The 21,817-nt window shown below is 32.6% G+C and carries 19 protein-coding genes; 13 read left to right on the plus strand and 6 right to left on the minus strand.

Features of this window, described 5'->3' with window-relative positions; translation table 11 throughout:
* The first annotated feature begins 43 nt into the window (after nucleotides 1–43).
* The 6 genes from ABYI63_RS12710 (at nucleotide 44) to ABYI63_RS12735 (ending at nucleotide 6,432) form a co-directional block, all read left to right on the plus strand.
* Nucleotides 44–490, plus strand: coding sequence for a FixH family protein (locus ABYI63_RS12710; protein ID WP_372756726.1), 447 nt, complete (start codon nucleotides 44–46; stop codon nucleotides 488–490).
* Between the two features lie 2 nt (nucleotides 491–492).
* Nucleotides 493–1,194 (plus strand): sulfite exporter TauE/SafE family protein, encoded by a 702-nt coding sequence (locus ABYI63_RS12715; RefSeq protein WP_372756727.1) that lies wholly within the window; start codon nucleotides 493–495, stop codon nucleotides 1,192–1,194.
* Between the two features lie 136 nt (nucleotides 1,195–1,330).
* Complete coding sequence (locus ABYI63_RS12720; RefSeq protein WP_372756728.1) at nucleotides 1,331–2,005, plus strand: TetR/AcrR family transcriptional regulator; 675 nt, start codon at nucleotides 1,331–1,333, stop codon at nucleotides 2,003–2,005.
* 2 nt (nucleotides 2,006–2,007) lie between these two features.
* Complete coding sequence (locus ABYI63_RS12725; RefSeq protein WP_372756729.1) at nucleotides 2,008–3,678, plus strand: peptidase domain-containing ABC transporter; 1,671 nt, start codon at nucleotides 2,008–2,010, stop codon at nucleotides 3,676–3,678.
* Nucleotides 3,671–5,032 carry an HlyD family secretion protein gene (locus ABYI63_RS12730; RefSeq protein WP_372756730.1) on the plus strand — a complete coding sequence of 454 codons (1,362 nt, stop codon included), beginning with the start codon at nucleotides 3,671–3,673 and terminating at the stop codon, nucleotides 5,030–5,032. Before ABYI63_RS12725 ends, ABYI63_RS12730 begins: the two co-directional genes overlap by 8 nt.
* Nucleotides 5,029–6,432: a TolC family protein gene (locus tag ABYI63_RS12735; RefSeq protein ID WP_372756731.1), complete on the plus strand. Its 1,404-nt coding sequence runs from the start codon at nucleotides 5,029–5,031 to the stop codon at nucleotides 6,430–6,432. Before ABYI63_RS12730 ends, ABYI63_RS12735 begins: the two co-directional genes overlap by 4 nt.
* Before the next feature lies 1 nt (nucleotide 6,433).
* Here the strand turns inward: ABYI63_RS12735 and ABYI63_RS12740 are convergent, their stop codons facing one another.
* Nucleotides 6,434–7,270, minus strand: a complete 837-nt coding sequence (locus tag ABYI63_RS12740) for a universal stress protein (RefSeq protein ID WP_372756732.1) — start codon at nucleotides 7,268–7,270, stop codon at nucleotides 6,434–6,436.
* A gap of 15 nt (nucleotides 7,271–7,285) precedes the next feature.
* Entirely contained in the window at nucleotides 7,286–8,650 is a 1,365-nt protein-coding gene (hemN, locus tag ABYI63_RS12745) for an oxygen-independent coproporphyrinogen III oxidase (protein ID WP_372756733.1), read from the minus strand.
* 122 nt (nucleotides 8,651–8,772) lie between these two features.
* Here hemN and ABYI63_RS12750 point away from each other — a divergent pair, with 122 nt between their 5' ends.
* Nucleotides 8,773–9,339, plus strand: a complete 567-nt coding sequence (locus ABYI63_RS12750; RefSeq protein WP_372756734.1) for a superoxide dismutase family protein — start codon at nucleotides 8,773–8,775, stop codon at nucleotides 9,337–9,339.
* Nucleotides 9,340–9,452: 113 nt separating this feature from the next.
* Here the strand turns inward: ABYI63_RS12750 and ABYI63_RS12755 are convergent, their stop codons facing one another.
* On the minus strand, nucleotides 9,453–10,316 hold the full coding sequence (locus ABYI63_RS12755) for a bestrophin family protein (RefSeq protein ID WP_372756735.1): 864 nt from the start codon (nucleotides 10,314–10,316) through the stop codon (nucleotides 9,453–9,455).
* Nucleotides 10,317–10,433: 117 nt separating this feature from the next.
* Between ABYI63_RS12755 and ABYI63_RS12760 the strand changes: the two genes are divergently transcribed.
* The 3 genes from ABYI63_RS12760 to ABYI63_RS12770 all read left to right on the plus strand — a co-directional run bounded on the left by ABYI63_RS12760 (nucleotide 10,434) and on the right by ABYI63_RS12770 (nucleotide 13,335).
* Complete coding sequence (locus ABYI63_RS12760; RefSeq protein WP_372756736.1) at nucleotides 10,434–11,672, plus strand: DEAD/DEAH box helicase; 1,239 nt, start codon at nucleotides 10,434–10,436, stop codon at nucleotides 11,670–11,672.
* A 95-nt stretch (nucleotides 11,673–11,767) separates the two neighbouring features.
* A complete protein-coding gene (locus ABYI63_RS12765) occupies nucleotides 11,768–12,700 on the plus strand; it encodes a sterol desaturase family protein (protein WP_372756737.1) in 933 nt (310 codons plus the stop codon).
* Between the two features lie 32 nt (nucleotides 12,701–12,732).
* Nucleotides 12,733–13,335, plus strand: coding sequence for an alpha-ketoglutarate-dependent dioxygenase AlkB (locus ABYI63_RS12770; protein ID WP_372756738.1), 603 nt, complete (start codon nucleotides 12,733–12,735; stop codon nucleotides 13,333–13,335).
* A 12-nt stretch (nucleotides 13,336–13,347) separates the two neighbouring features.
* Here ABYI63_RS12770 and ABYI63_RS12775 read toward each other — a convergent pair whose 3' ends face one another.
* Nucleotides 13,348–14,013, minus strand: coding sequence for a M15 family metallopeptidase (locus tag ABYI63_RS12775; protein ID WP_372756739.1), 666 nt, complete (start codon nucleotides 14,011–14,013; stop codon nucleotides 13,348–13,350).
* 44 nt (nucleotides 14,014–14,057) lie between these two features.
* Between ABYI63_RS12775 and ABYI63_RS12780 the strand changes: the two genes are divergently transcribed.
* The 3 genes from ABYI63_RS12780 (at nucleotide 14,058) to ABYI63_RS12790 (ending at nucleotide 17,248) form a co-directional block, all read left to right on the plus strand.
* A complete protein-coding gene (locus tag ABYI63_RS12780) occupies nucleotides 14,058–14,417 on the plus strand; it encodes a MauE/DoxX family redox-associated membrane protein (protein WP_372756740.1) in 360 nt (119 codons plus the stop codon).
* Nucleotides 14,418–15,131: 714 nt separating this feature from the next.
* On the plus strand, nucleotides 15,132–15,932 hold the full coding sequence (locus ABYI63_RS12785; RefSeq protein ID WP_372756741.1) for a TrmH family RNA methyltransferase: 801 nt from the start codon (nucleotides 15,132–15,134) through the stop codon (nucleotides 15,930–15,932).
* Nucleotides 15,933–16,015: 83 nt separating this feature from the next.
* Entirely contained in the window at nucleotides 16,016–17,248 is a 1,233-nt protein-coding gene (locus ABYI63_RS12790; protein ID WP_372756742.1) for a M48 family metallopeptidase, read from the plus strand.
* Between the two features lie 222 nt (nucleotides 17,249–17,470).
* Here the strand turns inward: ABYI63_RS12790 and ABYI63_RS12795 are convergent, their stop codons facing one another.
* Together ABYI63_RS12795 and ABYI63_RS12800 are read right to left on the minus strand one after the other, a co-directional pair.
* Complete coding sequence (locus ABYI63_RS12795; protein ID WP_372756743.1) at nucleotides 17,471–18,070, minus strand: Crp/Fnr family transcriptional regulator; 600 nt, start codon at nucleotides 18,068–18,070, stop codon at nucleotides 17,471–17,473.
* A 222-nt stretch (nucleotides 18,071–18,292) separates the two neighbouring features.
* Entirely contained in the window at nucleotides 18,293–21,727 is a 3,435-nt protein-coding gene (locus ABYI63_RS12800; protein ID WP_372756744.1) for a methylmalonyl-CoA mutase family protein, read from the minus strand.
* Nucleotides 21,728–21,817 lie beyond the last annotated feature (90 nt).

Here is a 21,817-nt window from a genome sequence, read left to right on the forward strand (position 1 = left end):
AATAAAATTCCTTAAACACAGGGAATTATAAAAACATAAAGAGATGAAAATTAATTGGGGAACTGGTATTGTTTTGGCTTTTATAGGGTTTATTTCCTTTATAATGTACTTTATTATTTCTATGAATGTAAATGAAAAATATAATCATGATTTAGTTACTGAAGACTACTATAAGGACGAACTTGCCCACCAAAACAATATTGACAAACTAAACAATGCCAAATCATTAAGAGAAAATATAAACTATGCTATTTCCAAAGAAGGGATTCTAATTCAATTTCCTGAAGATTTTGATTTTACTGAAATAACTGGAAAAGTGTTCCTATACAGACCATCTAACAAACATTTAGATTTTGAAACTCCACTTTCATTATCGAACTCTCAATTGCTCATACCTAACAACCGTTTGGTGGGTGGTCGTTGGAACATTAAAGTTGATTGGCAATATAATGGTACTTCATATTTATTTAACGAATCTATTAATTATTAGGTATGCTCATTTCGGCATTTGTTTTAGGCATATTAGGAAGTTTTCACTGCGTAGGGATGTGCGGCCCCATTGCTTTTATGCTGCCTGTTGACAGAACAAATACCCTTAAAAAACTAATCCAAATTAGTGTTTATCATTTAGGGCGCTTATTGGCCTATAGTATTATTGGTTTGGTTTTCGGGTTGATTGGAAAAAGTTTAAATCTATTTGGTTTTCAGCAACAACTAAGTATTTTTATAGGTGCTTTAATGATTTTGGTCGTTTTAATTCCGCAAAAAACATTTAACAAATACAGAGTTTCAAAACCTATTTACAAACTAATTTCGAAAGTAAAATCGGCTTTAGGAGCTGCCTTAAAAAAGAAAACACCTGAAACCTTTTTAACTATTGGTTTTTTAAATGGCTTTTTACCTTGCGGTTTAGTTTATATAGCAGTTTTTGCCGCCATTGCCAGCGGAGCTGCTTTAAGTGGAGCTATGTATATGGTTATTTTTGGTATGGGAACCATCCCGTTAATGACTACCGCTATTTATTTATCTAATTTTTTAAAAGGCAGCGCAAGACAACGAATTCAAAAAGCCATTCCGGTTTTTATTGTAATTATAGGTTTGTTATTTATACTTCGTGGTATGGGTCTTGGTATTCCCTACGTCTCTCCTGCTCCGGTTTCCGAAACCGTTACAAGCGGCATTGATTGCCATTAATTAGTTTACATTCTTTTCTATAAAACCTAGCCCCCTTATAATCATTGGGCAAAATGTTAATGTTTTACAAAAATTAATAGTTTTACATTCTTGATTAATAGTAATACTATTATATTTGTTTGTAATAATATTATCTATGGACAACTTACTATCGAACTTAAAAGTTTCAGTACCTGAAAAGATATATGTAAAAGATCCTGAATCTTCTTCCTTAGGCAAACGTATTATTGAACAAAGCATAATTTTGATTGACGAAATCGGGTTTGATTCTTTTACCTTTAAAAAGCTAGGCGCCTCCATAGGATCGAATGAAAGTTCCATTTATCGTTATTTTGAAAGCAAACATAAACTCCTTTTATATTTATCTTCATGGTATTGGGCCTGGATTGAATACCAATTGGTATTTGAAACACACAGTATTTCTGACAAAAAAGAAAAATTAAAGAAAGCCATAGAAATTGTTACTCGAACAACCAAAGAAGATTCCAACTATACCTATATAAGCAAAGTTATTCTTAATAAAATAATTATCAACGAAAACTCTAAATCATTCCTAACCAAAGAAGTAGATCAAGAAAACAAGGAAGGCTATTTCGTAATTTACAAACGCATTGTACGCCGTTTAAGTGATATGATAAAAGATACCAGTCCCGATTATGAATTTGCGTCTTGTTTAGCGAGTACAATTATGGAAGGTAGTTTGCACCAACATTTCCTAAAAGACCATTTTTTAACTATTACAAATTGTAAACCTGGTGTAACACCTTCAGATTTTTTTATAAACCTTACCTTTAGCACTTTAAAACTCTAATTATGGCTCAACCAAGCATGACTCCCTGGCAACGTTTAATAGGCCTCATTGAACTTGAGAAAAAAGATATTTTACAAATATTTTATTATGCCATTTTTGCAGGAATTGTTGCCCTTACGCTTCCTCTAGGAATTCAAGCTATTATTAATCTCATTCAGGGCGCACAAATATCTACCTCTTGGATTGTTTTAGTAATTCTAGTAACGGCTGGCGTTACCTTGTCTGGAATTTTACAACTTATGCAACTTCGTATTATTGAAACCATACAACAACGTATTTTTTTAAGGTCATCTTTTGAATTGGCGTATAGGTTTCCAAAAATAAAGATGTCGGAATTGCGTAATTATTATCCACCGGAATTGGCTAATCGCTTTTTTGACACTTTAACTATTCAAAAAGGCTTATCGAAAATATTAATTGATGTTCCATCTGCCATACTCCAAATTCTTTTTTCACTTGTATTACTATCTTTTTATCATCCGTTTTTTATAATTTTTGGAATTATTTTGTTAGCACTTATCATTGTAGTATTCATGTTTACTGCAAAAAAAGGGCTGGAAACAAGTCTGAAAGAATCAAAAAACAAATATCGCGTAGTACATTGGATTCAAGAAATTGCCAGAACTTTAATAAGCTTTAAACTATCCGGAAAAACGAGTTTAGCATTAACTAAAAATGACAGCTTAGTAGACGATTATTTGAAAGCAAGAGAAAATCATTTCACGATTTTAGTAACTCAATTTATTCAAATGATAACCTTTAAGGTAATAATAACTGCAGGTTTATTACTTATAGGTGGAGCATTGGTTTTAAATCAGGAAATGAATATTGGCCAATTTGTTGCTGCTGAGATTATTATATTATTGATAATTGCCTCTGTAGAAAAATTAATTTTAGGATTAGAATCGTTTTATGATGTATTAACTTCTATTGAAAAATTAGGTCAGATTATAGACAAAGATTTAGAAGATCAGGAAGGGAAAAAACCAATGTTTAAAGACCAACTAAATATTGAGTTAGACGATGTATACTATAAAGTTCCAAATTTTAAGGAATCTATTTTAAAAAGTATAACTTTAAAAATAGCACCAAGCAGCAGAATATTAATTTTAGGTGAAAGCGGTGCTGGAAAATCCACCCTTTTAAGACTAATATCTGGAGTTGTGGAACCGACATCTGGAAACATTTACGTAAATAACCTTTCCTTATCTAGTATCAATCTAAACCATTATCGTGCCCAATTAGGGTTGTCATTAACAGAAGAAACCCCTTTTGAAGGCACCATAAGAACTAATTTAACTTTCGGAAATCTTGAAATTACTGAAGAAGAGATTTTTGAAACCCTCGAAAATATTGGTCTACTAGAATATATAAAAAAACAACCCAAAGGATTGGAAACCTATTTATACCCAGATGGCAAGCAAATGTCGCATACAGTTTCAAAAAAGCTAATTCTTGCAAGAGCCATTTTAAAAAAACCAAAGTTATTGATTTTGGAAGATGCATTAGATAGATTCAACCCTTTAGAAACAAATTCGATAATAAACTATTTAACGCACCCAGACCGACCTTGGATACTAATCGTTGTAAGTGGCAGTGACAGTTGGAAACCAAAATGCACACAAACTATAGAATTGGATAGAGGTAAAATTAAAAAAATAACCTATGCTTAATATATCTCATAATAAATTAAATGACAAAGTAGATTTATCGATTTATAAATCCACCAAAGTTATTTTCAATAAAGCCTATTATAAACAGTTTAATAAAATTTTAATTATCGTTGCTGTTATTGGTTTTATTGTATTGTTCCTCCCATGGACTCAAAACATTTCGGGACAGGGCATTGTAACCACATTAAAGCCAAACCAACGTCCACAAACCATACAATCACAAATACCTGGTAGAATTGAAGAATGGTATGTACAGGAAGGTGATTATGTTAACCAAGGTGATACTATTTTAAGGATTTCTGAAGTAAAAAGCGAGTATTTTGATGAAAAATTGGTAGAAAGAACAAATCAACAAATTCAAGCCAAATCATCCTCGGTTAATGCCTATCAGGAAAAAGTAGAAGCTTTAAACAGGCAAGTTTCTGCAATTAAAAGCGAACAAAATTTAAAACTAGAACAAGCAAAAAACAAACTGTTGCAAGCTCGTTTAAAAGTTAAAAGTGACAGTATAGACTTTGAAGCCTCAAAAACCAATATGCGAATTGCCGAAACACAATTCAACAGAACACAAACATTACAAAATGAAGGCCTCAAAGCAACCAAAGATGTTGAAGAAAAACGACTAAAACTACAGGAAACACAAGCAAAACTTGTTTCGCAAGAAAACAAATATCTTGCAAGCAAAAACGAACTAATAAACACGCAAATAGAATTATCAAGAATTAATGCAGAGTATGCCGACAAAATTTCCAAATCGCAAAGCGATATGTTTACGGCACAATCAAGTCAGTTCGATACCGAGGCACAAGTTAACAAACTTGAAAACGATTACACCAATTATAAAATGCGAAACAGCTTATTGTATGTAACAGCACCCATAAGCGGTTACATCAATAAAGCACTAATTGGCGGAATTGGCATCACTTTTAAAGAAGGTCAAGAATTGGTTGGTATTATGCCAGCTAAATATGATTTAGCCGTAGAAACTTACATAAACCCTATCGATTTACCCCTAATGCATGTAGATGAAAAGGTTCGTGTTCAATTTGATGGATGGCCTGCTATTGTTTTTAGCGGATGGCCTGGTGCTTCTTACGGTACCTTTGGAGCTAAGGTAATTGCTATTGAAAATTTCATTAGTCCAAATGGCAAATACAGAATACTTCTTGCCCCCGACGATAACGATAAATCATGGCCCGAAGGCATTAGAGTAGGTTCTGGTGCCAAAACCATTGCCCTTCTAGAAGACGTACCTATTTGGTTTGAATTATGGAGACAAATTAACAGCTTCCCTCCTAATTACTATCAACCAAATAAGAACGAGGACTCATCAAATAAAGATTCAAAAAAATGAGGCTAACACTATTAATTATCACTTTATTATTTTGCAGCTTTATTTCGGCTCAAGATAGCACGTCGGTTATTAGTTTATCTGAATATTTAGGCTATGTAAAATCGTTTCACCCCATAGTAAAACAGGCTAATTTGGTAATTAATGAAAGTGAAGCCAAACTAATGAAAGCCAGAGGTGCCTTTGATCCAAAAATAGAAATTGATTATAACCAGAAAACATTCAAAGACACTGAATATTACAACAAACTAAATGCAACATTTAAAATACCTACATGGTATGGCATAGAGTTTAAAGGTAATTTTGAAGAAAATACAGGAGATTATTTAAACCCAGAATCAAAAGTACCAGAAGATGGTTTATACAGCGCCGGTGTATCACTTTCATTAGCACAAGGCTTGTTAATAAACAAGCGTATGGCCATGCTTAAACAAGCTAAATCATACGTAAACCAAGCCAAAGCCGATAGACAAATACTTATAAACAACATTTTATACAGTGCAACTCGCAGCTATTTTGAATGGCTTAAAACTTATAACGAAAAACGGGTTTACGAGGAGTTTTTGCAGAATGCCCAAACGCGTTTTCAAGGTGTTAAAAAAAGTTTTGAATTGGGAGAAATGCCCGCAATAGACACTATTGAAGCTCGTATAACACTTAATGACAGACGGTTAAACCTAGAAAAATCTAAAATTAAATTTATAAAATCATCATTGGAATTATCTAATTATTTATGGTTAGATGAAAACACTCCTGTAGAAATTAAAGACAACATCATACCAGATATAAATACTTTTGAAACCGTTGATAACATATTAAACACCTCGAAACTAGATATTGAAAACATCGATATAAGCAACCATCCAAAAATGCAGTCATTGGATTATAAGCTTCAAGCGTTAACTATTGAAAAACGATTATCATTAAACAATCTGCTACCTAAAATTGATGTTCAATACAATTTCCTCTCGCAAACACCCGAAGTTTCCAGATCATTTAGCACATCGGCATATAAAAGTGGGTTGAATGTAAGCATCCCGTTATTTCTAAGAAAAGAACGTGCCGATTTAAAACTGGCACATTTAAAAATGCAGGATGCCGAATTTGAAATTCAAACCACAAGTGTAAGCCTAACAAATAAAATTAATGCTATATCAAAAGAACTAGAATCTTATATATTACAAAATGATTACACCAATATAATTGTTGGAGATTATGAGCAAATGCTAAGTGCAGAAGAACGCAAATTCTTTTTAGGTGAAAGTTCACTGTTTTTGGTAAACTCCAGAGAATCTAAACTAATAGATGCGAAACTTAAAGCTATTGAGCTAGAAAACAATTTCTTCAACACAAAAGCAAACTTGTTCAATATTTTGGCAATATCTGATATTGACAGTAACTAAATTAACTAATTTTAAAGGTTAATACGGGTCTGTTGGAATGGTTCGCAACATCTTCACCGATGCTTCCTACAAAAAAGTTAGATAAGCCTTTTCTTCCATGCGTTGCGATTATAATTAAATCTGTATCTATCTTTTTAGAAAAATTTAAAATACCATCTTCTACCGAGTAATCGGCCACAAAGTGAACCGATTTCATATCGTTTAAATTTTTCTTTGCTTTAGTAAAAAAATTAACTGCTAATTTTTCCATTTCATCCGAACTCTTAAATAAATCGTTCGGTCTATTTACATGAACTAAATGTAATTTACAGCCTAGTGTTTGCATCAATTTTTCTGCTTTCAAATAAGAGGGGATGGATTCCTCTGTAAAACTGCAAGCAAAAGTTGCAGTTTTAAAATTAACATCTTTTAATTCATCCTTTAGTACCAAAACTGGGATATCAGCATGCCTTACTACACGTTCGGTGTTAGAGCCTATAAAAAATTCTGCAACACCACTAGTACCTTGCGAACCCATAATTATTAAATCGGCATCATGTTTTGCAGCAACATCATTAACTTCACTAAAGACTTTAAAATGTTTTATAATCGGCGTTACTTTTACATTATTCAAATAATCTTTTTTCAGAAACTTCTCAAATCGTTGTTCGGCTAATTTCACAAAGAAAACGGCTTGTTCACTCGAAAATCCTTCGGAAGCTGTTAGCATAGCATCAGTCATTTCTAACATATGTAAGGCTAAAATTTCAGCTTTAAATTTTGCAGCAAATTTTGCAGCTGCTTTAAGAGCATATTCAGAATGTTCAGAGAAATCTACTGGGACGATAATTTTTTTCATAATGTCTTTTTTTAGTTATACTGTCATTGAAAACAGTTTGGTATCTGGTTGTTTACGTTGTAATAATAAATCGAATGCCATACAAATGTTCCTCACAAATGGCTGCCCCTTTTTGGTTACTTCCAGAGCATTAGAGCCTATTTTTAGCAATCCATCAGTTTCCATTTCTTGTAATCGAACCAGAACATCTGGCAATTCTTTAAAATAAAGATGTTTTGATGACCAAGATGTTTTAAACTGACACATTAAATTAAGAATATGTTTTCTTATAACCAAATCTTCTTGATTTAAAATATGACCTCTATAAACAGGAATAGTGTTTTCCTTAAGTAAACTGTAGTATTCCTCATTATTTTTCACATTTTGTGAAAACCCATACCAACTATCACTAATTGAAGACACACCTAAGCCAATCATAGCCTGGGTTTTTGAGGCTGTGTATCCCATAAAATTTCTGTGCAAACTTCCGCTTTGCATAGATTTGTAAAGAGAATCTGTTTGCAAAGCAAAATGATCCATCCCTATTTCATGATAACCAACTTCAGCAAGTAACGATTTACCCAATTCATACTGCTGCCTTTTTAATTCTGGCGAAGGTAAATCGGTATCTCTAAAACCACGCTGACCATTTCCTTTTATCCACGGCACATGGGCATAACTATAAAAAGCTAATCTGTCGGGTTGTAATTTTTTAGTTTTTAAAATGGTTTGTTCAACATGCTCCAAAGTTTGAAAAGGCAGTCCGAAAATTATATCATGCCCAACAGATGTGTAACCTATTTCTCTGGCCATTTCTGTAACACGCTTTACATTCTCAAATGGTTGTATGCGGTGTATCGCTTTTTGCACCACTTCGTTGTAATCTTGCACACCATAACTTACTCGTCTAAAACCAACATCATATAATGCTTGCAAGTGTTCTCTAGTGGTATTATTAGGATGACCTTCAAAACTAAACTCATAATTATCAGCAAGTTTTGAAGTACTTAAAATGCCATTAATTAATTTTTTTAAATTTTCTGGGCTAAAAAATGTTGGCGTTCCTCCACCCAAATGCAATTCTTTAATGTAGGGCTTTTCTATGAGCAATTCTAAATATAATCGCCACTCTTTCAAAACCGCATTTATATAAGGAGACTCTACATTATGCTGTTTAGTTATACGCTTGTTACAACCACAAAAGGTGCATAAACTTTCACAAAATGGCAAATGAATATATAAACTAATACCTTCTTTTAAATTACTTTCTTCAAATGATTTTTTTAATGAAGCTTTCCACGCATTTAACGAAAATGAAGCTTCATCCCAATAAGGCACCGTTGGATAACTGGTGTACCGTGGCCCCGCAATATTGTACTTATTGACTAATGAATTATGCATACCTAACATTTGTACGTTCAAAATTAAAGGTATGCCTCTGTTAAAAATATGATATATGTCATGAAAAACATTTGCAATTCGTATATTAGTGGTTCAATGCAAATTCGAAAAAAAACGACATAATGAAAAAATTAAGTATCCTATTATTTACCTTTTCACTGAGTATCATCTCTTGTAAAAATGTTAAAAAAGACGTAGAAACCGTAGAAGAAACTATAACAAAAGAGGTTATTGAAACTAAGAAAGTTTCAATAGAATTATCTCCAAAAAGTGATAGTAATGCATCTGGAACCGTTGTTTTTACTGAAGAAAATGGCACCGTAAGCTTGGTGGCTAATTTAACAGGATTAGAACCTGGTGAACATGCTATTCATATCCACGAATCGTCTGATTGTTCTTCACCTGATGGAAAATCTGCAGGCGGGCACTGGAACCCAACAAGCCAGCCACATGGCAAGTGGGGCGCAGAAACTGGTTTCCACAAAGGAGATATTGGTAATTTTGTAGCCGATGAAAATGGCAATGGCAGCATTAGTATGTCAACTGACGAGTGGTGTATCGATTGTGATGACGACACTAAAAACATTGTTGGTAAAGGCATTATTGTACATGCTGGCTTTGATGACTTTACAACACAACCTACCGGTGATGCTGGCGGACGCGTTAGTTGCGGCGGAATTATTGAGTAAAAACAATAAAATCATTTTATAAAAGCTACTTTTTTAGGTAGCTTTTATTTTTTTATACACTAACAACTTTCGGCAAACTAAAAATTCTAAATACAAACTGGAATTTTAAAGTATTAAAATATCTCGCCAACGTGTTTTTTTATATTTTCTGATATTTTATCAATCGGTAAATCGTTAGCATCAAAACCAAAAGGATCCTCAATTTCTTCAGCTATTAACTCCAAACTTGCTAAAACATAGAAGACAAAAATCACTACTGGGATCGCATAATACCCTAAACTAAACACATACCCAAAAGGCAGTGTCATTACATAGAAGAATATGAATTTTTTAATAAAAGCACTGTAAGAATACGGAATGGGCGTGTTTTTAATACGTTCGCAAGCACCACATATATCTGTAAACGATTGTACTTCCGCATTTAAAACAATAAGTTGATCGCCTGTTATTTTTTTCTGAGCATATAAATCATACACTTTTTGATAAATCATTTTAGCTACCTGATTAGGACGGTGTTTATGATGATCTATTTGTAAATCCAAATCCTCATAAAGCTGCAAACCAGTTTCTTTATCGGTTAAGTGTTTCACTAACATAGATGCATAACTCGGAATCAATTTTTTAAAATACAACCGATCGTGTTCTTCTTTTAAAATCACACTTAATTTAAGCGAAAAATTCCTACTATTATTTACCAAGCCACCCCATAATTTACGACCTTCCCACCAACGATCGTAGGCGGTATTGGTTCTAAAAACCAACAATAATGAAATTACAAAACCCAACATACTATGCATTACTGTAATATTTGACAAATGATTTTTTGCCGACAATTTCCAATATTCAAGTTCTAAATAACCAACAGCATAAGTATAAATTCCTATAAAAATCATTAGAGGAATCAGTTTTCTGAAAGTATCAGATTTATGAAATCTAAAAATAAAGGTAATCCAGTCTTTGGGATTATATTGTACCATTCAATTTATTATTAATTTATAAGCGGTAAAATTAGAAAATGTAGCTTCTATATATCTTAAAAAATAACTAAAATTAGCCCATTAACTTTTACGTATCTTTGCATCAAATTATAATTCATGTCATTTAAAGACTTACAACTTAACAGACCAATATTAAGAGCCGTTGCCGAAGCAGGTTACGACAACCCAACCTTGGTTCAAGAAAAAACAATTCCACTGGTATTAGCAAAAAAAGATGTTATAGTATCAGCGCAAACCGGAACTGGAAAAACGGCGGCCTTTGCATTGCCTATTTTGCAACAATTGTTTGATAGACAAGACGCAACAAAAAAAGGCAAAAAAATTAAAGCTTTAATTGTTAGTCCTACTCGCGAATTAGCAACACAAATAAACGAAAACTTTAAAAAATATAGCACCTATACCAATTTAAGAACCACGGTAGTTTTTGGCGGCACGTCTATTGAACCTCAAATTGATGTCATTAAAAAAGGAGTTGATATCTTAATTGCAACCCCTGGCCGCTTACTGGATTTACATAAACAAGACATTGTTAATCTAGATTACATAGAAACCTTGGTTTTGGATGAGGCAGATTTAATGCTTGACATGGGTTTTATTGATGATGTTAAAAAAATTGAGCGTTTATGTACTAATGAAAAACAAATTTTATTGTTTTCTGCAACCATTCCTTTTAAAGTGGAGCAATTGGCAAATACCATATTAAACGAACCTGAACGTGTTGAAGTAGCACAAAACTCATCAACTTCAAAAAATATCGATCAAGTTTTATATTACGTTCCCAAACGTAATAAAATTGAATTGTGTTTACATTTATTGCGTAATACAATAAAAGGGAGTATTCTTATTTTTAGGCGCACCAAATTTGGAGTGGATAAACTAGAGCAAACACTACTGAAAAATGGTTACAAAGTAGCAGGTCTACATGGCGATAAAAGTCAGAATTTAAGAGAAGAAGCTTTAAACGATTTCAAATCTAACAAGGTAAATATTTTAATTGCTACCGATGTGGCAGCGCGTGGCATAGACATTAATGAATTAGATGCAGTAATTAATTTCGATTTACCTAACGTACCCGAAACCTATGTACACCGCGTTGGAAGAACTGCCCGTGCAGGAAAATCTGGAAGGTCGTATTCGTTTTGTTCTGCCGATGAAAAAGCTTATGTGGTAAGTATTCAGCAACTAATTCAATTACAATTAGATGTTATTGAAGACCATCCATACCCCTTAGATCCTAAAGCTAAAAAAGAAATTCATAGAACACCAGGTAAAAGCAAACATAAAAAAGGACGTAAAAGTGAAGGTTCTAAAAAGAAAAAGAAACGTTGGTATTAAATAATTCTTTATTCCGTTATTTAATAAGTATCTTATCGCCTTATGAACAAAAGCACGCAAAGAATTCTTTCAACATTTTTAAAATTTGCCGATAAATGAGTTTTACAAACCCTCTTATTTATGGCATTCCTTGTTTTTTAGGGCTCATTTTACTTGAACTAACTTACAGCAAAACCCACAACCAAAAGAACCTTTATAACTGGAAAGATTTAGGCTCTAGCCTTACCATGGGAATAGGCTCCGTTATTTTAGCTCCTTTGGTGAAAACAATTTCTGCTATTATCATATTCAATTATGTTTACGAATTATGTAACCCCCTGATTGATGGTGTACGTACCAATTTTTTGGGTTGGGAATCATTCGGCTACGCCTGGCCTGTTTGGATTCTTTGTCAATTTTTAGACGACTTTAGTTATTATTGGTTTCACAGACAAAACCATTCGGTACGCTTTTTATGGGCTGCACATATTGTTCATCACTCTTCCGAAAATTTTAATTTAGGAACTGCTGTTAGAAATGGATGGTTCACCATATTATACAAACCTTTTTTTTATATGTGGTTACCAGCAATAGGTTTTCCTCCCGAAATGGTAATTGTATGTTTAGGAATTGAAGCGCTTTGGCAATTTCAATTACATTCCACCTATGTTCCAAAATTGGGAATTATTGAAAAAATATTTAATACGCATACGATGCACCAAGTACATCATGCTAAAAATTTAGAGTATATGGATAAAAATCACGGTGGGTTTTTAAATATTTTCGATAAAATTTTTGGTACTTGGAAAGAGTTAGATGAAGAAATTGATATTGAATATGGTGTAACAAAACCGCCAAATTCATATAATCCATTAGTAATACTAACTCATGAATACAAAGATATTTGGCATGATATGAAATTGAGTCCTAATCTTTATCATAAATTCATGTATGCTTTTGGGGCACCGGGATGGAGTCATGATGGAAGTACTTTAACCATCAAACAGATGCGTAGAAAAATAAAAGAGGAAAGTAGTCAAAATTCCTAATTTGGTATTTTTATTTGAGAACATACAGAGTTATGGATTTATTTAACCATAATACACAAATTAACCTTTTACCCTTTGATGGTGAAGTAATTTATTATGGAAAAATTCTTAATTCCGAAATAGCTCAATATTACTACAATGAACTATTAAATACCATTATCTGGGAAAACGATAAAGCCATCATTTTTGGAAAATTAATTATAACCAAGCGAAAAGTTGCCTGGTATGGAGACAAACCGTTTAGCTATACCTATTCCAAGACTACTAAATCTGCATTACCTTGGACCAAAGCACTTCTAGAACTAAAGGAACTTATTGAACAGAAAACTGGAGAATCATTCAACTCGTGTCTGCTAAATCTTTATCATAATGGCGAAGAAGGCATGGCATGGCACAGTGATGGTGAAAAAGATTTGAAAAAAAATGGAGCAATCGCATCTTTAAGTTTTGGAGCTGAACGTAAATTTTCCTTTAAACACAAATCCACAAAACAAACGATATCCATTTTACTTGAAAAGGGGAGTTTGTTGGTAATGAAGGGTGAAACACAAACCAATTGGCTTCACCGCTTACCTCCTACCAAAAAAGTAAAAACCCCGAGAATTAATTTAACGTTTAGAACAATTGATTTTTAATATAAAAATCAGTTACCTAACCGGAAAATCAAAATAAGTACTAGAAAATGGCTCATTTTTAAGTGTAAAATGCCACCATTCCTTTGGATAGTTTTTAAAACCATATTTTAACATAACGGTTTGCAAACGTTTTCTGTTAGCTTTTTGAGATTCTGTAATGTTCTGATATTCCACCCACGAAGCTTCGCCAAAAAAATCATAGTTACTTCCCATATCCAAGGGCTTCCCTGTATTTCCATCAATAATTGTAACATCCACAGTACTGCCTTTACTATGTCCTGACCGAGCAGCAATGTATTCTTCAACAAACAAATTCAATTTGTCTACATCCGGATAAAAGGCTTGTTTATTAATTGTGTCTCCCAAGTTTTCTGCCCACCGAATAAAATGATTCACCGCTGATTGGGGTCGATAACCATCATATACTAATAAACATAAATTTTGACTTAACAATTCCTCTTGAACTTTCTTTAAAGCCAAAGCGGTTTCTTTTGTTAAAATAAGTTTATTGGAATGATAGCCATCAACACGTTTACCTATAAAATTATTTTTTGTGTTATAGCGCAGTTCTACTTCAATATCTGGGATAATGGTTTCTACATACACAAAACCTTCTGGAAGTTGCGAAAAACCACTTAGACTAATTAGCAGGAATAAAAATGTTAAATTATACTTCATAAACAATTATAATTAGGCTAATTTAGAAAAATTAAAACGTAAATATGTTCTATCCTTGGCATTTATACTTAATGGGTTTACTATATGTAATTGCTGGAATTATGCATTTTATTAAGCCAAAAATATACCTACGTATCATGCCCAAGTATTTACCAAAACATAAACTGTTAGTTTTACTAAGTGGAATTTTTGAAATTATTTTAGGCTTAGGTTTATGTATCCCCTCTACTAAAAACGTTTCAATTTACTTAATAATTGCTATGTTGACTACATTTTTAACAGTACATGTATTTATGTTAACCGACAAGAAGGCCTCGGCTGGCTTGCCTAAATGGTTATTAACTTTAAGAATCCCTTTGCAGTTTTTACTTATGTATTGGGCACACACGTATTTAAATCTATAGTTGAAATTAATTTTATAAAGTCTATAAAACAAAAAAACCGAGTTCCCTCAAACTCGGTTTTCTCTAATTTGCTTTTTATTACGGTGTAGATTTAGGGTCTCTATTTCAACATCACAATGCAAATATTAATTAATTAATCCATTGAACTAAAAGCATGTTATTTAGTACACTTCAAAGATATAATTATATTTCATTTTAAACGTTGAAATACATTATAAATCGATGAAACGCATTTAAATTTAACATTTATCGTCAAAATTATGTATTTCGTCGATAAAACTAACAAAACAATGATGCTTTTTTTCGGTGGTAAAAACCATAAAAAGAAAAGGGAATAAAAAGTTTAGAAATTAATAGAAATAAAAAAACCGAGTTCCCTCAAACTCGGTTTTTCTTTAATTTGCTTTTATATTACGTAGTAGATTTAGGGTCTCTATTTCAACTGCATAATGCAAATACTAATTAATTAATCCATTGAACTAAAAGTATGTTATTTAGTACCCTTCAAAGATATAATTATATTTCATTTTGAACGATGAAATACAATTAAAATCGATGTAATACATTTAATTTTAACACATATCGTCAAAACAATGCATTTCATCGATAAAAAAGTTTTATATCACCTTAAAAAAAGCACTAGAAGTTAAATCGAAATGAGCATCTTTAGTTTCATATTTATAGTAAATTTGCAAAAATAAATGCCATTTAAATTTGACAACAAAATTAATATCCAGTTTACAGAACCCATTAATCAAACAATTGGTACTATTAAAAGAAAAATCCAGAGAACGAAAAAAATCAGGTTTATTTTTAATTGAAGGGGTTCGAGAAATTACTTTGGCTATAAAAGCTGGTTATGAATTAGAAACAGTTTTGTTTTACCCTGAGTTGTATCCAACCGAAAAGCTTAGCGACTTAACTAATACCCCACTAAACCTTATAGAGCTAACTAAAGATGTTTATGAAAAATTAGCCTATCGAGGAACTACTGAAGGCTTACTGGCAGTTGCCAAGAGCAAGACGCACAGCATAAACAACTTAAATTTTAACAAAGAAAACCCATTAATTTTAGTTGCCGAAGCTCCTGAAAAACCAGGAAATATTGGTGCTATTCTACGTACAGCCGATGCTGCAAATATTGATGCGGTAATAATTGCCAATCCTAAATCCGATTTATATAACCCTAATATAATTCGCTCTAGCGTTGGTTGTGTTTTCACTAACAATATAGCAATGGCTTCTACTGCTGAAATTGTATCTTTTCTAAAAGTCAAAAACATAAACATTTATTGCGCTGCTTTACAAGCTTCCGTTAATTATCATACACAAAATTTCACAAAACCAACTGCAATAATTGTTGGTACAGAGGCTACGGGTTTAAGTAACGAATGGTTAGAAAATTCTACACAAAACATCATTATTCCAATGCAAGGAGAGATAGATTCTATGAATGTATCCGTTGCAGCAGGAATTCTTATTTTTGAAGCCAAAAGGCAAAGAAATTTTTTATAAAATTCATCAAAAATCAAATTAAAGCTATCAGCACCCCAAAAGAAACTTTGGATATTGATATTTAAAAAATGTAATTAAAACACATGACATCAACTACATTATTCTACATCATCCTTGCCATAATCACAATAAACTTTATTATAGATAAAATTTTAGATGCTTTAAATGCAAAACATTATAATGACGAGCTTCCAGAGGAATTGCAAGACGTTTACGATGAAACTGAGTATAAAAAATCGCAAAAATATAAAGCTACCAACTATAAATTTGGAATTTTAACTTCCACCTTTTCTATCATTTTAACACTCGGATTTTTAATTTTTGATGGTTTTGAATTTATTGACAACATTGCTAGAAGTTACAGTGAAAATCCAATTATAGTTGCACTTATTTTCTTTGGAATTATTATGATAGGTAGCGATATTTTAACAATACCCTTCTCCTATTATAGCACGTTTGTAATTGAAGAAAAATTTGGTTTTAACAAAACAACCCACAAAACCTTTGTAATGGACAAGATTAAAGGTTGGTTGATGATGGCCATTGTTGGTGGAGGCATTTTAGCCTTAATTATATGGTTTTACCTTTCTACTGGAAAGAATTTTTGGCTATATGCTTGGAGTTTAATAGCCATATTTACCTTGGTTATGAATATGTTCTATTCTAAAATAATTGTGCCTTTATTTAACAAACAAACACCTTTAGAGATAGGAAATTTACGCGATAAAATTTCGGAATACGCCAACACTGTTGGTTTTAAAATAGATAAGATATTTGTTATAGACGGTTCAAAACGAAGCACCAAGGCTAACGCTTATTTTTCCGGTTTTGGTAGAGAAAAACGAGTAACACTTTATGATACTTTAATAAACGATTTGGAACCAGACGAAATCGTAGCTGTTTTGGCACATGAAGTTGGTCATTATAAAAAGAAGCATATTATTTTTAACTTGATTACTTCTATCTTATTAACAGGATTAACTCTTTTTATTTTATCTATATTTATTTCCAATCCGTTGTTATCAAATGCTCTAGGTGTTGAAGTACATAGTTTTCATATAGGCTTAATTGCTTTCGGGTTACTATATTCGCCCATTTCTGAAATCACAGGACTTATAATGAATTTATTCTCAAGAAAATTTGAATATCAAGCAGATGATTATGCCAAAAACACATTTAAGGCAGAACCTTTAATTTCATCCCTTAAAAAACTATCAAAAAATAGTTTGAGTAATTTAACCCCGCATCCTGCTTATGTATTTATGCATTATTCACACCCAACTTTATTACAACGCATAAAAAACTTAAGAAAGTAAGCTTGCTTAACACTTCAGATTATTTTTAAAACAAAAAAAACACACATAAAATTATGTGTGTTTTTTTAATTGGATTATAGAAAGCAGAAACCTATAATCAAGTTGATAATTAGCAATTTACATATTCGTTAAAATCAACACCAAAATCTATGCTAATGTAGGATTAAGAAAGATAATTTTTTCAAAAAATCATTGGTAGCACTTGACATTTATCAAGTTCATTTATACTTTTTCGGCTATTTTCTTTTCTAGTCTGGATAAAGTTTCTGGACGAATATTAAGAAGTGATGCTAAGTATTTTTTTGGCAAACGTTCTACTATTTCTGGTTTAACCAAATTAATAAAATACTCATAACGATCTTTTGCAGCAGGTATTCTTGCCATAAATGAACGGTACTCGGCACTAAGATAATATTGCTCCATTAAAATTCGGTTTAAACGAGACATCTCCTTAAAGTTCTCTAAGGCATAATGCATATCGGCATAGCTAAGGCTTTCCGTATAAGTATCCTCTAAACACTGAATATTCTCAATAGCTGGTTCCTGTTTAAAATAGCCTGAAATGGAGGTAACCATTTCATTATCTACGCTCACCCAGGTGGTAATTTCTTTATTATTAAAATCGAAATAACCTCTTACTAACCCTTTTCTGATAATGTGAATTCTATCGCAAAACTCACCGCTTTTAACTATATAATCCCCTTTTTTATAACGCTTACTTACGAGCGATTTTGAAAAGTATTTATTTAAGGATTTCGATAAAGGTGATATCGAATTCAAAAAAACGATACTGAATAAATGATTATACTTGGTATTTGGCATGAAAGCAAAATTTTTAATAAACCCTGTTTACTAAATAGGTTTTAAATGTAATAACTTAAAAAATGTTATTTAATATTATTGTTAAACATTGTAAAACTACGCCTGAAACTTTTGAACTAAAAATTTCAACAGAATTATTAGTTTAAGGGCTTACATACGTCTTTGAGCTGTTTTAAATTGTAAAAAAAAAGGATAAAATAACCTATTAGATAAACCTTATTTTTACATATTTCTTCTGTACTGTCCCCCTACTTCAAACAAAGCATTTGTTATTTGCCCTAATGAACATACTTTACACACCTCCATTAAAGTTTCAAAAATGTTTTCGTTGTTAACCGCCTTTTGCTGTAAGTCTTTCAAAATTAATCCTGTATCTCTCACTTTATGTAAATTATTTAAGGTTTTAATTTGTAGTTTTTTTTCTTCCTCCGTGGCACGAATCACTTCAACAGGTAAAACAGTTGGAGAACCTTTACTACTTAAAAACGTATTCACACCTACAATGGGAAACTCACCACTATGTTTCAAAGTTTCATAATACAAACTTTCTTCTTGTATTTTGCTACGCTGGTACATGGTTTCCATAGCGCCTAAAACCCCACCGCGTTCGTTTATTCTATCAAATTCTTTTAATACGGCCTCTTCTACCAAATCGGTTAATTCTTCAATGATAAACGCCCCCTGCATTGGGTTCTCGTTCTTGGCCAACCCTAATTCTTTATTTATTATAAGCTGTATAGCCATCGCACGACGCACAGACTCTTCGGTTGGTGTTGTAATTGCTTCATCGTAAGCATTGGTATGAAGTGAATTACAATTATCATAAATGGCATACAAGGCTTGAAGCGTGGTTCGTATATCATTAAAATCTATTTCTTGGGCGTGTAAACTTCTCCCCGAAGTTTGAATATGATATTTCAGCATTTGAGCACGCTCATTAGCTGCATACTTATGCTTCATGGCTTTGGCCCATATTCTTCTAGCAACACGACCAATTACAGCATATTCCGGGTCGATACCATTAGAAAAAAAGAAAGACAAATTTGGTCCGAATTCATTAATATCCATTCCGCGACTCAAGTAATATTCCACGTAAGTAAAACCATTAGATAATGTTAAGGCTAATTGTGTGATAGGGTTTGCACCAGCTTCAGCAATATGATACCCAGAAATGGATACGGAATAAAAATTTCGAACCTTATTTTTAATGAAATACTCCTGAATATCACCCATTAAGCGAAGTGCAAATTCAGTTGAAAAAATACAGGTATTTTGAGCTTGATCTTCTTTTAGAATATCTGCTTGTACAGTACCACGAACTTGTGCTATAGTTTTTGTTTTTATTTCTTGGTAAATGTCGTTTGGCAGAACTTCATCTCCAGAAACACCTAGCAACATTAAACCCAAACCATCATGACCCTTTGGTAATTGTCCGTTATACCTAGGACGTTCTCTATTATTATATAAAGTTGAGATAATAGCTTCCACTTCGTCTTCCAGCCCATGTTCTTTAATGTAAATTTCACATTGCTGATCGATGGCTGCATTCATAAAAAACCCTAAAAGCATCGGTGCAGGCCCATTAATGGTCATACTCACTGAAGTCAATTCATGAGCCAAATTAAAGCCGGAATATAGTTTTTTAGCATCATCCAAACAGCAAATAGAAACACCAGCGTTTCCAATTTTACCATAAATATCTGGACGTAAATCAGGATCATTCCCATATAAGGTAACACTATCAAACGCCGTGGATAAACGTTTTGCCGGCAAACCCATACTTACATAATGAAAGCGGCGGTTTGTTCGTTCGGGGCTACCCTCACCTGCAAACATGCGAGCTGGATCTTCTCCTGTTCTTTTAAAGGGATACAAACCGGATGTATATGGAAATTCTCCCGGAACATTTTCTTGTAATATCCAATGTAATAAGTCGCCCCAAGCCTTGTATTTTGGCAAAGCTACTTTAGGAATTTGCAAATGCGATAAAGATTCAGTATGTGTTTCTACGTTAAGCTCTTTACCTCGAACATAAAAGCTGAAAATTGAATTTTTATAGTTGTTAACTTTTTCTGGCCAACCCAATATAAGCTGCCAATTATTAGGCTCTAAATCACGTTTAATACGATCAAATTCTTTGAATAGTAATGTAACTAGCTCCTTGTTTTCGTTATCTGCTAACTTTAGAATGTTTTCTTCATTTAGTCCTAACTTAGTAATATAATCCAGTTCTGTTTCGCGTGCAACCGTATTTAGTACCGATTCAATAGTTTTATAAATACCATACAGTTTTTGAGCAATTTCAACCTGTTGCTTTGACTTTTCGTTATACCTACGATTGTTTTCAGATATCTCAGACAAGTAACGTGTTCTTGAAGGTGGAATAATATAAATCTTTTCACTTATATTATCAGAAATTTCAAATTTAGATTTGAACTGCATATTTGTTTTTTCAGTCAATATATCAATAGCAGCTTTGTATAGAGCATTCATCCCTGGATCGTTAAACTGAGATGCTATGGTGCCAAAAACAGGTAAATTTTCCTGTGGCGTTCCCCATAAATTATTATTACGTAAGTATTGCTTTTTCACATCTCGCAACGCATCTAAAGCACCTCGTTTATCGAACTTATTTATGGCAACTAAATCAGCAAAATCGAGCATATCAATTTTTTCCAATTGTGTTGCAGCTCCAAATTCTGGAGTCATAACATACAATGAAACATCGCTATGTTCAACAATTTCGGTATCACTTTGCCCGATGCCAGAAGTTTCTAAAATAATTAAATCATATTCTGCTACTTTCAAAACCTGTATAACTTCATTTACGTGCTTAGACAAGGCTAAATTAGATTGCCGTGTTGCTAAACTCCGCATATAAACCCGGGGATTATTTATAGCATTCATACGAATACGATCGCCTAAAAGAGCACCACCCGTTTTTCGTTTAGAAGGATCTACAGAAATAATACCGACCGTTTTATTTGGAAAATCTATTAGAAAACGACGAACTAATTCATCTACCAAACTCGATTTTCCGGCACCACCGGTTCCGGTAACACCCAACACAGGAGTTTTGGAATTTTTATTAATGTTGATTATTCTATTCAATGCGTCTTGTGCCACCTCTGGAAAGTTTTCTATAGAAGAAATAACACGAGCAATTGCATTTGTTTGTTTTTGTTGAAGTGAAGAAATCTCGATTTTCAACTCATTTCCTATGGCAAAATCTGCTTTTTCAACCAAATCATTAATCATGCCCTGCAAACCCATTTCCCTTCCATCATCCGGAGAATAAATTCGGGTAATTCCATAAGCCATCAATTCCTTTATTTCAGAGGGTAAAATAACTCCACCACCGCCTCCAAATATTTTAATATGATTTGCACCTCGTTCTTTCAACAAATCATACATATACTTAAAATATTCGTTATGTCCTCCTTGATAGGAGGTTAAACAAATGGCATTTACATCTTCTTGAATAGCTGTATTTACAACCTCCTCTACACTTCTATCATGTCCTAAATGAATAACTTCTACCCCCGTGGCCTGAATAATGCGACGCATGATATTTATAGACGCATCATGCCCATCAAAAAGCGAGGCTGCCGTTACAATTCTAATGTTATGTTTAGGTTTATAAGGTTCTGTGTGCATCTTTATAAAATATAATAATTTTATTCCTTTCAAATTTACGAAATATTCAAAAAAACGAATCATTTACAAACGATTATCTAAAATTATAAT

This window comes from Mariniflexile sp., assembly GCF_041583155.1.
Taxonomy (GTDB): Bacteria; Bacteroidota; Bacteroidia; order Flavobacteriales; family Flavobacteriaceae; genus Mariniflexile.